The sequence below is a fragment of the Arthrobacter sp. TRD_SC_6 genome (assembly GCF_055361185.1).
In genome coordinates this window covers 3,462,093-3,475,048 of the sequence record NZ_CM143953.1, presented here as the reverse complement: position 1 = coordinate 3,475,048, position 12,956 = coordinate 3,462,093, and the positions used below count along the sequence as shown (strand labels likewise).

Annotated in this window: 14 protein-coding genes and 1 tRNA gene; 10 read left to right on the top strand and 5 right to left on the bottom strand. The window is 64.0% G+C overall.

Features of this window, described 5'->3' with window-relative positions; translation table 11 throughout:
- Positions 1-20: 20 nt before the first annotated feature.
- Positions 21-1,514, bottom strand: coding sequence for a catalase (locus tag ACWA1U_RS16505; protein ID WP_463723225.1), 1,494 nt, complete (start codon positions 1,512-1,514; stop codon positions 21-23).
- A 13-nt stretch (positions 1,515-1,527) separates the two neighbouring features.
- The gene (locus ACWA1U_RS16500; protein WP_463723224.1) at positions 1,528-2,010 is read right to left on the bottom strand and encodes a Fur family transcriptional regulator; all 483 of its coding nucleotides are present in this window, start codon (positions 2,008-2,010) and stop codon (positions 1,528-1,530) included.
- A 72-nt stretch (positions 2,011-2,082) separates the two neighbouring features.
- Between ACWA1U_RS16500 and ACWA1U_RS16495 the strand changes: the two genes are divergently transcribed.
- Both ACWA1U_RS16495 and ACWA1U_RS16490 read left to right on the top strand, forming a co-directional pair.
- Positions 2,083-2,859, top strand: coding sequence for an alpha/beta fold hydrolase (locus ACWA1U_RS16495; RefSeq protein ID WP_463723223.1), 777 nt, complete (start codon positions 2,083-2,085; stop codon positions 2,857-2,859).
- On the top strand, positions 2,846-3,526 hold the full coding sequence (locus tag ACWA1U_RS16490; protein ID WP_463723222.1) for an esterase/lipase family protein: 681 nt from the start codon (positions 2,846-2,848) through the stop codon (positions 3,524-3,526). Before ACWA1U_RS16495 ends, ACWA1U_RS16490 begins: the two co-directional genes overlap by 14 nt.
- Before the next feature lie 118 nt (positions 3,527-3,644).
- Here the strand turns inward: ACWA1U_RS16490 and ACWA1U_RS16485 are convergent, their stop codons facing one another.
- Positions 3,645-4,385: an MBL fold metallo-hydrolase gene (locus ACWA1U_RS16485; RefSeq protein ID WP_463723221.1), complete on the bottom strand. Its 741-nt coding sequence runs from the start codon at positions 4,383-4,385 to the stop codon at positions 3,645-3,647.
- 129 nt (positions 4,386-4,514) lie between these two features.
- Between ACWA1U_RS16485 and ACWA1U_RS16480 the strand changes: the two genes are divergently transcribed.
- The 3 genes from ACWA1U_RS16480 (at position 4,515) to htpX (ending at position 7,411) form a co-directional block, all read left to right on the top strand.
- The gene (locus ACWA1U_RS16480; RefSeq protein ID WP_463723220.1) at positions 4,515-5,786 is read left to right on the top strand and encodes an MFS transporter; all 1,272 of its coding nucleotides are present in this window, start codon (positions 4,515-4,517) and stop codon (positions 5,784-5,786) included.
- 32 nt (positions 5,787-5,818) lie between these two features.
- Positions 5,819-6,466 (top strand): 4a-hydroxytetrahydrobiopterin dehydratase, encoded by a 648-nt coding sequence (locus tag ACWA1U_RS16475; RefSeq protein ID WP_463723219.1) that lies wholly within the window; start codon positions 5,819-5,821, stop codon positions 6,464-6,466.
- Between the two features lie 63 nt (positions 6,467-6,529).
- Complete coding sequence (gene htpX / locus ACWA1U_RS16470; protein WP_463723218.1) at positions 6,530-7,411, top strand: zinc metalloprotease HtpX; 882 nt, start codon at positions 6,530-6,532, stop codon at positions 7,409-7,411.
- Between the two features lie 151 nt (positions 7,412-7,562).
- Here the strand turns inward: htpX and ACWA1U_RS16465 are convergent, their stop codons facing one another.
- Positions 7,563-8,054 (bottom strand): YajQ family cyclic di-GMP-binding protein, encoded by a 492-nt coding sequence (locus tag ACWA1U_RS16465; protein ID WP_463723217.1) that lies wholly within the window; start codon positions 8,052-8,054, stop codon positions 7,563-7,565.
- 117 nt (positions 8,055-8,171) lie between these two features.
- Here ACWA1U_RS16465 and ACWA1U_RS16460 point away from each other — a divergent pair, with 117 nt between their 5' ends.
- The 3 genes from ACWA1U_RS16460 to trxA all read left to right on the top strand — a co-directional run bounded on the left by ACWA1U_RS16460 (position 8,172) and on the right by trxA (position 9,305).
- Positions 8,172-8,441: a hypothetical protein gene (locus ACWA1U_RS16460; RefSeq protein ID WP_463723216.1), complete on the top strand. Its 270-nt coding sequence runs from the start codon at positions 8,172-8,174 to the stop codon at positions 8,439-8,441.
- 123 nt (positions 8,442-8,564) lie between these two features.
- Positions 8,565-8,646 (top strand) — tRNA-Tyr (locus tag ACWA1U_RS16455).
- 266 nt (positions 8,647-8,912) lie between these two features.
- Positions 8,913-9,305 carry a thioredoxin gene (gene trxA / locus ACWA1U_RS16450; RefSeq protein ID WP_463723215.1) on the top strand — a complete coding sequence of 131 codons (393 nt, stop codon included), beginning with the start codon at positions 8,913-8,915 and terminating at the stop codon, positions 9,303-9,305.
- Positions 9,306-9,385: 80 nt separating this feature from the next.
- Here the strand turns inward: trxA and ACWA1U_RS16445 are convergent, their stop codons facing one another.
- Entirely contained in the window at positions 9,386-10,339 is a 954-nt protein-coding gene (locus ACWA1U_RS16445) for a DNA-3-methyladenine glycosylase family protein (protein ID WP_463723214.1), read from the bottom strand.
- Between the two features lie 64 nt (positions 10,340-10,403).
- Between ACWA1U_RS16445 and ACWA1U_RS16440 the strand changes: the two genes are divergently transcribed.
- Positions 10,404-11,783 (top strand): cystathionine beta-synthase, encoded by a 1,380-nt coding sequence (locus ACWA1U_RS16440; protein ID WP_463723213.1) that lies wholly within the window; start codon positions 10,404-10,406, stop codon positions 11,781-11,783.
- A gap of 16 nt (positions 11,784-11,799) precedes the next feature.
- On the top strand, positions 11,800-12,954 hold the full coding sequence (locus ACWA1U_RS16435; protein WP_463723212.1) for a cystathionine gamma-synthase: 1,155 nt from the start codon (positions 11,800-11,802) through the stop codon (positions 12,952-12,954).
- Positions 12,955-12,956 lie beyond the last annotated feature (2 nt).

Genomic DNA, 12,956 nt, shown 5'->3' with positions numbered 1-12,956 from the left:
TTCCTGCTAGCGAAGGTGAATTAGAACTTGTTCGCAGCCTCAGCCGGGGTGTCAGCGCTGCCGCCGCCGTTGCCGAGGTTGGCGCGGAGCTTCGCGCCGAGGTCGGCATCAACGTTGGTCCAGTACTGAACGGCCCGCTCGCGGATGTGCGCGATGGTCACGCCGCCCACGGCACCGGTGATGGTGTCGAGGAAGCGGGCCTTCTGAGCTTCGTCGAACACCTCGCGGTAGAGGGTGCCCGCCTGGCCGAAGTCGTCGTCCTCGGTGTGGAGGGTATGCGCGGCGCGCACCAGGTCGCCGTCGTTCTCCCAGCCGCCGTGCGCACCGTACTGCGCAGGGTCAGCCGCGGGGCCGCCTACGGAGTTCGGAGCGTAGACCGGAGTCTGCGGGGAGTTGAAGGCGTAGCGTGCGGCGCCGTCCTTCGAGTAGTTGCGCACCTCGTTCTTCGGTGCGTTGACGGGCAGCTGCGCGTGGTTGGTACCCACGCGGTAGCGGTGAGCGTCCGCGTAGGAGAAGATGCGCGCCTGCAGCATACGGTCAGGGGAGGCCGCGATACCCGGCACAAAGTTCGACGGCGCGAAGGTGGCCTGCTCGATCTGCGCGAAGTAGTTCTCGGGGTTGCGGTTCAGGGTGAGCTTGCCCACGGGGATCAGCGGGTAGTCAGCGTGCGGCCACACCTTGGTGAGGTCGAACGGGTTGAACCGGTAGTCCTTGGCGTCGCTGTACGGCATGACCTGGACCTTGAGGTCCCAGCTCGGGAAGTTGCCCTGCTGGATGTTCTCGTAGAGGTCGCGGATGTGGTGGTCGGCGTCCGAGCCGGCCAGAGCCTCAGCCTCATCGGTGGTCAGTACTTCGTGGCCCTGGTTGGACTTGAAGTGGTACTTGACCCAGAACTTCTCGCCGCCCTCGTTGATCCACTGGTAAGTGTGCGAGCCGTAACCGTTCATGGTGCGCCACGATGCCGGAAGGCCGCGGTCGCCCATCAGCCAGGTCACCTGGTGTGCCGACTCGGGGGAGAGGGTCCAGAAATCCCACTGCATGTCGGCGTCGCGCAGGTTGGAGCCTGGGAGGCGTTTCTGCGAGTGAATGAAGTCGGGGAACTTGATGCCGTCGCGGATGAAGAACACCGGGGTGTTGTTGCCCACGAGGTCGTAGTTGCCCTCTGAGGTGTAGAACTTCAGGGCGAAGCCGCGGGGGTCGCGCCAGGTATCGGGGGAGCCCTGCTCGCCGGCGACTGAGGAGAAGCGCAGCAGCGTCTCGGTCTTGGCACCCGGCTGGAAGAGGGCAGCCTTGGTGTACTTGCTGACGTCTTCGGTGGCCTCGAAGACACCGAATGCGCCGCCGCCCTTGGCGTGCACAACGCGCTCGGGGACACGCTCGCGGTTGAACTGTGCGAGCTTCTCGATCAGGTAATGGTCGGTCAGCGGGATGGCGCCGTCGCGGCCCAGTGCCGAGGAATTGCTGTCGTCAACAACGGGGGCACCCGACTGGGTTGTACTGAAGTTGGCAGTCATGGATTCTCCTTCTTTAGTGATTTTCGAGTAATTGAGATGGTGAAGTTTGGGAGGACGTCTCACGGCAGTCATTGCAAAGGCCCTGGTAGACGACATCGGCTATCTGGATGGTCATCTGCTCTGAGCCGGGGGACCAATGCGGAGTGAGGCACGGCGCGTGCCCGACGGCGCAGTCCACGTCTTCGATCCGCCCACACCCCGTGCACACGGCATGGTGGTGGTTGTCGTTGACGCGGGTTTCATAGCGGGCAGGGGAGTGCGGTGTTTCGATCCGTCGCAGCAGCCCACTCGCGGTCAGGTCCGAGAGCACCACGTACACCGACTGGACCGTCATGTCCGCGAGTTCGGAGCGAACTGCGGTGACGACGTCGTCGGCTGTTGCATGCGGTGAATGCTCGACGGCGGTGAGTACAGCGAGGCGCTGCTTCGTCACCCTGCGCCCGGCGGCGCGGAGGGACGTGGCCCATGCGCTTTCCGTGGCGATTTGTTCCGTCATGGTGACAGTCAACCACTTATTCTGAGTAAGTCATAATAAGCCACGCCGCAGCGTCTACGCTGGAGAGAATGCATGCCGGAACTGGAGGAAATTGTGGGCCGATCGCCATGGGAAGCAGTACGCAAGGAGAGCGTAGCGGACTGCACCGTCGTCGTGCGCTCGATGGGCGAAGGCGGGCCGCCGGTTGTCCTGGTGCACGGGATCGGTGTGTCGGCCAGGTACTTCAAGCCGCTCGCTACTGAACTGGCCCGGAACCACTCCGTCTATGCCATCGAGCTGCCCGGATTCGGTGCATCGCCTGGTCCGCGCCGCGCGCTTTCGGTCCCGGAACTCGGGAAGCTAGTGCTGGCCGTCCTGCGCAAGCTGGACCTCACCGACGTAATACTTGTTGGCCACTCGATGGGCTGTCAGGTGGCTACGGAGACGGCGGCCCGAGGACCGGAGCTGGTGCGCAAGCTGGTGCTGCTCGGCCCGACCACCAATGACCATGAACGCTCGATTCGCAAACAGGCGCTTCGTCTTGGGCAGGACACACTGCGGGAATCTCCCAGGGTCAATTTCATGGTGTTCACGGATTACCTGAGGTCATTCGTTCCGTACCTCCGGACCCTCCCGGCGATGGTGAATCATCCGCTGGAGGAGGCTGTGGCACAGGTGACCTGCCCTGTCGTGTTGATGCGCGGTGCACGCGATCCGATCGCGCCCCTGAAGTGGTTGGAGCGCCTCGCGGCGGCGAACGGGCATGCGGTCATCAAAGAGGTCGATGGCGCGCCACACGTCCTGATGTACCACAATGCTGTCGAGACGGCTCAGGGGATTCTGACGGGAAATTCCCGTGCAACTGCTTAGACGCGGTTGGGCCTGGGCGCTCGACTACGCCTATGTGGCTCTCTGGCAGGTCCGTGGTTTCATCCTCCGCGGGGACGCCAAGCGGCAGCTTTCCGGTGACCGCGTGCCGGTGATCCTGCTTCCCGGGATCTACGAGCCGTGGCAGTTCATGCACCCGGTCGCCTCCCACCTGCACGCCAAGGGCCATCCCGTGCACGCCATCACCGCACTCGGTTACAACCGGGGCAGCGTCATGGCGATGGCGGAGCTGGTTGCCAACTACCTCGCGGAACGAGACCTGCACGACGTCGTTATTCTCGCTCACAGCAAGGGCGGGCTGATCGGCAAGTATGTGATGACCCTGCCTGAATCAGCTCCCCGGGTACATCAGCTGATTGCCGTCAACTCGCCATTCTCAGGGTCCGTGTACGCGATGTTTGCGCTGCTCCCGAGCCTCCGCGCGTTCTCACCGCGGAACCGGACGCTGACCGCCTTGCGCGCAAACCTCGCGGTGAACTCGCGCATCACCTCGATCTACGGGACGTTCGACCCGCACATCCCCGGCGGCAGCGAGCTGGTCGGCGCCACGAACGTGCAGATCGACGTCATGGGACACTTCCGGATCCTCGGCGACAAGAGGCTGCTGTCGGCGATCGATGAGGCGATTGCGGGCAATGCGGATGCATAATCCGCTTCTAGCGCGTCGGAACTGCCCCCCCACTCGCTCCGCTCGCGCGGGTACCCCGCGTTCCTAGCGCGTCGGAACTTCCCCCCACTCGCTCCGCTCGCGCGGGTACCCCGCGTTCCTAGCTGGGCCCGTTGAGCTTTGCGATGACGACGGCGTCTGCCGGGCTTGAGAGCCACGGCTCACCGTGTCCGGTCAGCACCTGGTCAGCGGTCAGCGAAGCGAGCCGGTCGAGTGAGTCGAGTGCCTGTGATGAGTTTGCGGTGGCGGCCCCTGAAACGATCTGCGGACCCTTGACCCCGGTGTACGGGTTCAGGGTTACCAGTGCATCGCCGCAGATCAGGGTGTTCCGGGCAGGGAAGTGCAGGGCGATGTGCCCGTCAGTGTGACCGGGAACGTGAATCACGTCCGGCGTGCCAGGGAGGTTCGCGGCGATGCCCGGCATCAGCGGAAGGGTATCTGCGACTCCGCGGACGTTCAGCGCGCCCGCGAAGGTCATGCGGCCAAGGATAGGCAGGCTCGCCGGGTGTCTCAGTGGAACCGCGAGCCGGTTCAGCTCGTGCCGGTACCGGTAGGGGTGCGCAGAAAGGTAGGCATCATCGGGATGTACCAGGATCGGCACCCGGTAGTGAGAACGGATGCGCGCTGCCGCACCCACGTGGTCGAAGTGCCCATGCGTGAGGACCACTGCAACGACCGAGTTTTGGAACCCCAACTCGCCGAGCGCCGCCTTGATCTTCGGCCAGACAGTAGGCAGACCGGCGTCGACAATCATCACCCGGCCGTCCTGCTCCACGAAGTAGACGTTGACGTGTGCGTGTTCCAGCCAGTGGATTCCTTCGGCTACTTCGGCGGTCAGCATGAGACGGTCCTTTGCGTGTGGAGACCACAAACCCTAGTCGTGTCGGCTCCGAAAGTCAGCAGGCTGATGATTACTCAGACACTGGGAGCTCGTTGCCGAGGGTAACCGCTTCGCCGGTACACTAAGCCAGTGCCCAGACTCCTCGCCGACATCACTCCGCTCAGGGAAAGCCCGGCGTTTCGGAGGATGTACTTCGGGACTGCGCTGTCTGCGGTTGGAACCAACCTGACCCTGGTTGCGGTGAGCCTCCAGGTGTACGACATCACCGGATCCACCTTGAGTGTCGGACTCATCGGGCTCTTCGCCCTCATCCCACTGGTCTTCGCAGGACTGTACGGCGGAGCTGTTGCTGACGCCCATGACCGACGCAAGGTAGCCCTCCTCTCGGGCCTCGGCCTCTGGGCGTCAACGATCGGCATTGCAGTCCAGGCCTGGATGGGCGCAGATAACGTGTGGGTGCTCTACATCCTCATCGCGATCCACAGTGGGTTCGCCGGCATTAACCAGCCCACACGCACGGCAATCATTCCCCGTCTGGTGCGTCCCGAACTCCTGCCTGCGGCCAACGCGCTGTCGATGATCACCTTCGGGCTGGCCTTCACCGTTGGCCCGATGCTCGCTGGCCTGCTCATCGCGCAGGTGGGCTACGGCTGGACCTACACGATCGACGTCGTGACTTTCACCGCGGCGCTGTGGGCGCTGTTCCGCCTGCCGCCCATGCCGCCCGAGGGTCCGGTGAGGCGGGCGGGCCTGGCGACGGTCGTCGAAGGCTTCCGTTACCTCGGAACACGGCCGAACATCCGCATGACCTTCATCATCGACCTGGTCGCCATGATCATGGCGCAGCCGCGCGTCCTATTGCCTGCGGTCGGCGCGGTGTTCATCGGCGGTGGCGAGTTGACGGTCGGGATCCTGCTGGCCTCGGTCGCGGTAGGGGCTGTCCTATCGGGGCTGTTTTCGGGTCCGCTGGGCCACATCCACAGGCAGGGACGCGCCGTTCAATGGTCCGTAGCTGCATGGGGTGCGTCGGTCAGCGGATTCGGGTTCGTGGTGATCATGGCGGGATCCTCGCCCGACGGCGGAATGACTCCGTGGATCATCCCCGCCTCGATCTGCCTGATGCTTGCCGGTATCTCCGACTCCGTCAGCGGCGTATTCCGCAGCACCATCCTTCAGTCGGCCACGCCGGATGCGATGCGGGGGCGCCTGCAGGGCGTGTTCATCGTCGTCGTCGCCGGTGGCCCAAAGGTTGGGGAGCTGCTTGGCGGCGGTTCCGCGGAGTGGATCGGCGAGGGGTGGACGGCGCTTTTCGGCGGTATTGTCTGCATCCTGTTGGTGCTTGTGCTGGAGCGCGTGCAGCCGCGCTTCGGCCAGTACGATTCCCGCAACCCGGAGCCGTAGCGCCGCCTCGGCCAGCCCGACATACTTGACGCATGACTCAGCTCACACCGCAACAAGTGCTCGACGCCGGACTCACCGACTGGCGCCAGCTTGCGCAGGGATTGCACGCCCGCTTCCTCACCGGCAGCTTCACCGCGGGGTTGAGGTTCGTCCAGGCGGTCACCGAGGCGGCAGAAGCGGCCAACCACCATCCGGACGTCACGCTGAAGTACCCGCACGTAGACCTCAAGCTGATCAGTCACGATGAGTCTGCGGTGACCGAGCGGGACATCGACCTGGCACGGACCATCAGCGACATTGCCCGGGGGCTGGACCTCGCCGCGTCACCGGAGGTCCTTGCTGAGTTCGAGCTGTCGCTGGATACCGCTGAGCTCGCCTCGGCGGGACCGTTCTGGGCCGCGCTGCTGACCGGGGATCCCGGCGCGACAAAGGGCGACGACGTCGTCGACCCCCACGGACGCATTCCCCTCCTTTGGTTCCAGCACACCGACGCACACGAGACCCCACGCCAGCGGTTCCACATCGACCTGTGGGTGCCGCACGATGTTGCCGAGCAGCGAATCGCGGCGGCCGTGGCAGCAGGCGGTACCGTGGTCGACGCGGAGGAAGCGCCGTCGTTCACTGTTCTTGCTGATGGTGAGGGGAACCGCGTCTGCGTGTGCACGGTCCTGAACCGCTAGCCACCTGCGGAACAGTGGGCGCGCCGGCGCCGTTGTACCGGTAGTCAGTCAACAAGGAGAACATTGCACAACCACTTCAACGGGGCCAAGACGGCCCTGCTTTTCGGCTCCCTCATGGGAATTTTCCTGCTGTTCGGCGCGGTGGTCGCAGCGGCGACGCGCAGTTCGGCGTTCCTGTGGATCTTCGCGCTGATCGGCGTGGGGTCCATCGCCTACAGCTACTGGAACAGCGACAAGCTGGCCATCCGCAGCATGAAGGCAGTCCCCGTGACGGAGCAGCAGGCACCGGAGATGTACCGCATTGTCCGCGAGCTCAGCGCCAAGGCCGGCAAGCCGATGCCACGCCTCTACGTCTCGCCGACCCTGGCTCCCAACGCCTTCGCGACTGGCCGCAACCCGGAGAACGCGGCCGTGTGCTGCACGCAGGGCATCCTGCAGATTCTGACCGAGCGTGAGCTGCGCGGTGTCCTGGGGCACGAGTTGATGCACGTCTACAACCGCGACATCCTCACCGGATCCGTCGCGGCTGCGGTGGCCGGCGTGATCACGTCGGTGGCGCAGATGTTCGCTTTCACCTCCGCATTTGGCGGCAACCGCAATTCAGGTGGTAATCCGATTGCGGCGATCCTGCTCGCGTTGCTGGCGCCGCTTGCGGCGACACTGGTCCGCACGGCCATCGGCCGCACCCGCGAGTACGACGCCGACGAAGACGGCGCACGCCTCACCGGCGACCCGCTGGCCCTAGCATCCGCCCTGCGCAAGCTTGAGCGCGGAACCCAGCAGGCACCGCTTCCGCAGAGTCAGCAGCTTGTGAACACGTCCCACCTGATGATCGCGAACCCGTTCCGTGGCGGTGGCGCACAGAAGCTCTTCGCGTCCCACCCGCCGATGGAGCAGCGCATCGCCCGGCTGGAGGGAATGGCGGGGCGTCCGCTCGGCCAGTAACCCCTTGTCGTTGACTATTCAGATCACCACCTTTTAGCAGCGGATTGCGGTGCTTATCTGAATACTCAGGCGGGTCATTTAGCCCACGAACGACGACGGCGACGCTCCCTCGCGAGGGGGCGTCGCCGTCGTCGTCGGCTGGCTGCAGCGCCTAGCGCATGTTCACGAACTGCAGGTCTGCTTCGTCGAAGTTCTTCAGCAGCGCCATGGTGGCCTGAAGGTCATCGCGGGACTTGGAGCTGACGCGCAGCTCGTCGCCCTGGATCTGTGACTTGACGCCCTTGGGGGCCTCGTCGCGGATGAGCTTGTTGATTTTCTTGGCGACGTCCTGGGCGATGCCCTCCTTGATGGAGGTCTCCAGACGGAACTCCTTGCCGGAGGCGTAAGGCTCGCCGGTGTCGAGGGACTTCAGTGAAATTCCACGCTTGATCATCTTGGACTGCAGGACGTCGAGCACCGCGAGGACGCGTTCCTCGGAGTTGGCTTTCATGAGGATCTTCTCGTCCCCGCTGAAATCGACCTCAGCGCCGACGCCTTTGAAGTCGTAGCGCTGGACGATTTCCTTCTGAGCCTGATTCAGCGCGTTGGCAACTTCCTGCTTGTCTACCTTGCTCACAACGTCGAATGTGGATTCGCTGGCCACCGTTGCCTCCTTCTGGGTTGGTGTTTTCCTGCTCCTACCCTAATTCACAGCTTCGGGACAGGGCGCTCACATTCGAGGGTGAAAATCTGAGAATCTCATCAGTTCTCAGGAGGATCCTTGCCAGCGCACCACCACCGCCGCTACTACATTCGTTTCCGCACTGCAGTCGCAGGGTCGCTGATCGCGGCGGCATCTCTTACCGGGGTAGGGGTTGCGCCGTCGGTCGCTGCATCGTCAACCGTCACCAACCCGCAGGATGCCCCCTCTGACCGGCTGGACGGTGTCCGATCGGAGCTTGAGGACGCCGTCGTTTGGGGGCTGGTGACTGCCGAACAGGCCGAGAAGTTCTATGCGCAGATACAGCGGCGCGTAGCCTCCGGCGGCTGATTCACTCCCATTCGGAGCGCCCGCGCCCACGATTCGATTATGGGCGGGATGTTCTGTAAAGTTGTTTTGCCTGCGGATCGGCGATTCGCGGGTTGTCTTCTGAAGCATTTTATGGAGACGTAGGGCAGATTACCCGAGCGGCCAAAGGGGGCTGACTGTAAATCAGCTGGCAACGCCTACGGGGGTTCGAATCCCTCATCTGCCACTTCGCCACGAAGGCCCGCATTCCCGGAAACACAGGGAGTGCGGGCCTTTCGCTTTGCCCTGAGCCGCTTTGCGCTGCACCGAAGCAACGGATCCATCGACTCGCTGCAGGATCGTTGTGTTGATGCTCCGTCGCCTGCGCCAAGGCAACGGGTTCACGGATCGGAGCACCCGTAACGCCACCGGTGACACCCAGGTTGTACCAAGGAGCCTCGCGCTGAGCGAACAGGAGGCGACATCCGCGCCAATTCTCGTTAGCGTGAAGATATGGCAACTATTGACATCACTGAGGCAACCTTTCCCGACACCATTGAGTCGAACGACATTGTGTTCGTCGACTTCTGGGCGGAATGGTGCGGTCCGTGCAAGCAGTTTGCTCCCGTGTACGACGCCGTGTCCCAGAAGCACGACGACGTCACCTTCGCCAAGGTGGACACCGAAGCCGAGCAGTCCCTCGCCGCCGCAGCAGGCATCACCTCGATCCCCACGCTGATGGCATTCCGCGAGAAGGTCCTCGTTTTCTCGCAGCCCGGCGCGCTGAACAACAACCAGTTCACAGAACTCGTTGACGCGGTGAAGGCACTGGACATGTCTGAAGTTCATGCCCAGGTCGCTGAGCAGCAGGCCAAAGCCCAGGCCGACGGCCCTGAGCAGGCCTAATACTCTTCATCACGAAGGCCCGGGCCCCGAATTCACTCGGGGCCGGGGCCTTTCGCGTGCACAATCCAGCAGAAGCCGACCTACCGTCGCCGATTGTCCTCAGGGGATAGTCGTGGCCCGTAGGCCTGCTTCTTGAACCCGCTCGCGTACAGCATCCGCACTACCCGTTGACGCTGCCCAGCCCAGGGAGCCAGCAGCTCGAGCATCCCGGCGTCGTCGGTTCGCTGCCCGGTCAAAGCCGCACCCACAAACGCCGCCAGGTGGTAATCGCCCACGGAAATCGAATCCGGGCAACCGTGCGTCCGCTGGAGCACCTCCGCCGCAGTCCACTCGCCAATCCCCGGTATCGAGCACAGCCCAGCCCGAACGCCAGCAGCGTCCAGCCCAACTAGCCGCTCCAAAGAAGATGCAACGCCCGCCGCCCGCAACGCCGCCGCTGACCGTTTCGAGTCGACCCCTGCCCGGTGCCACTCCCAGGAGGGCACCCGTCGCCACTGCTCAGGCGTGGGCGGCAGCCGCAGGGCAGGAGAACCGGGAGCAACCGGCGCCGGCGATCCGAAGTGCATCACCAAGTACCGCCACGCCCGCTTCGCCTCCAGGCCGGTCACCTTCTGCTCAAGGATGACGCGGACGACGGCGTCGAGCATCCTTCCGGTCGCCGGTAACCTCACGCCAGGGCTCAGATAACGACCCTTCCTCGCCAGCTCAGGCAGGGAGTCGCCGAAAGCATCGAAGGGTGCCCAGTCGTCCTGCAGCCCAACCAGTTGTGGCACTGACGAAAGCGCCAGCAAAGCCCCCGGCCCCCACGCCGTCGCGTGCACTGAAGACGACTGAAGCGAGCCCCGCTGCGTCAGCCGAAGGGTGGCGGCGCCGTCGTCGTTCCGGAAAGCCAGCCACACCGCGCCATCGCTAAAGACCACCGTTGGATCATGAGGGCCACACTGCAGCGGGCCGACGGATGCACGCAACGAATAGGGCCCATCAACATCCCACGCCGCCGTGAGGGCAGCCGATGTGGAAGCGGTGACGGTCATACAATCAATGCTCGCACGGGGGTCTGACGATTCGAACCTGTCCAATGCCGGTAACTTGTTAACCATGAAGTACGCCAACTCCGTCGTGGACCTGATCGGTAACACCCCGCTCATCAAACTCAATAAAGTCACCGATGGGATAGAGGCAACGGTCCTCGTCAAGGTGGAGTACATGAACCCGGGCGGTTCCGTGAAAGACCGCATCGCCGTGAAGATCATCGACGCTGCCGAAAAAGAGGGCAAACTCAAGCCCGGCGGCACGATCATCGAACCTACGTCGGGGAACACCGGCGTCGGTCTCGCGCTCGTCGCCCAGCAGCGCGGCTATAAGTGCATCTTCGTGGTCCCCGACAAGGTAGGCGTGGACAAGCGCAACGTCCTGGCCGCTTACGGAGCTGAGGTCGTGGTCACCCCGACCGCCGTCGCCCCCGACAGCCCACAGTCCTACTACGGGGTCTCCGACCGCCTGACCCGCGAGATCTCAGGCGCCTTCAAGCCCGACCAGTTTTCGAACCCCAACGGCCCGCTCAGCCACTACGAGAGCACGGGCCCCGAAATCTGGCGCGACACTGAAGCGCAGATCACGCACTTCGTCACTGGCGTGGGCACCGGCGGCACCATCAGCGGCACCGGCCGCTACCTGAAGGACATCTCGAAGGACCGCGAATCCGGTCCCGTGCGCGTCATCGGCGCAGACCCGGAAGGCTCCGTGTACTCGGGCGGCACCGGGCGGCCCTACTTCGTGGAGGGCGTGGGCGAGGATATGTGGCCTGATGCCTACGATCCAACGGTCGCCGATGAAATCATTCCGGTAAATGACGCCGACAGTTTCGCCATGACCCGCAGGCTCGCCCGGGAGGAAGGCCTCCTCGTCGGCGGCTCTTCGGGGATGGCCGTGGTTGCCGCCCTGCGCGCGGCGAAGGACCTCACGAAGGACGACGTCGTCGTCGTACTCCTGCCCGACAGTGGCCGCGGCTACCTCGGCAAGATCTTCAACGATGACTGGATGAAGTCCTACGGCTTCATGGACAGCGGCGACGAATCCACCGTAGGTGAAGTGCTGCGTTCCAAGAACGGAACGCTTCCGGAGCTGGTGCACACTCACCCCAACGAGACCGTACGGGACGTCATCGCCATCATGAACGAGTTCGGCGTCTCCAACATCCCGGTCCTGTCGCAGGAGCCACCCGTGGTGATGGGCGAGGTCCTCGGATCGGTGGATGAACGCTTGCTCACCGAGAAAATCTTCCACGGCACCGCGAAGCTCACCGACAAGATCTCGCAGCACATGGATGAAAAGCTGCCCATTATCGGCTCCCTCGAATCGGTCGTCACCGCGCGCGAACGGCTGCAGGGGAGCGACACCCTCATGGTCACGTTCGTCGGCGCACCCGTGGGAATACTCACGCGCCAGGATCTGCTGACTTACCTCAGCAGCAGTTAAAAAAGGAGCAAATGCCGTGACATCCCAAGAAGGCTTCAACACCCGCGCCGTCCACGCCGGGCAGACTCCCGACCCAACCACGGGCGCCGTCATCCCACCTCTCTACCAGACGACCACGTTCGCCCAGGACGGCATCGGCAAGCTGCGGAACGGGTACGAGTACGGCCGCGGGACCAACCCCACGCGCGACTCCCTGCAGGCCCAGCTCGCAGCCCTTGAAAATGGTGAGCACGCGTTCAGCTTCTCTTCCGGCCTCGCCGCCGAAGACGCACTGATCCGTGGGCTGCTCAGGCCCGGCGATCACATCGTCCTCGGCAACGACGCCTACGGCGGCACCTACCGGCTGATCAACCGCGTCCTCGCCGATTGGGGAATCACCAACGCCGCCGTCGACATGTCAGACCCCGACGCCGTCGAACGCGCCTTCCGCGCCGGCAACACCCGCATGGTGTGGGTCGAGACGCCGTCGAACCCGATGATGAAAATCACCGACATCGCAGCCATCTCGAAGATCGCCAAGGACGCCGGCGCAATCCTCGTCGTGGACAATACCTTCGCCACGCCCTACCTGCAGCAGCCGCTCAACCTGGGTGCTGACGTCGTCGTGCATTCGACCACCAAGTACATCGGCGGGCACTCCGACGCGAGCGGCGGTGCGGTCATTCTGAACGACGCCGACATGGCTGAGAAAGTGGGCTTCATCCAGTTCGCGGTGGGCGCGGTTTCGGCGCCGATGGAGGCGTGGCTGACCACGCGCGGACTGAAGACCCTCGGCGTGCGGATGGACCGGCACAGCTCCAACGCACTGGCGATCGCGAAGTGGCTGCAGACACGCGAAGAAGTTGAGCGCGTCTACTACCCGGGGCTCACCGACCACCCCGGGCACAAGCTCGCGGCGCAGCAGATGCGTGACTTCGGCGGGATGATTTCTGTGTCCTTCAAGGGCGGCGAGCAGGCAGCACGCACCGTCGCAGAGAACACCGAGCTTTTCACCCTTGCCGAATCACTCGGCGGCATCGAGTCCCTGATGAACTACCCCTCGGAAATGACGCACGCCTCCGTGAAGGGCACCGAGCTGGCGGTTCCGGAGAACCTGATCCGATTGTCGGTCGGGATCGAGGACGTCGAGGATCTCATCGCTGACCTCGAGAAGGCATTCGCGAAGCTCTAGAC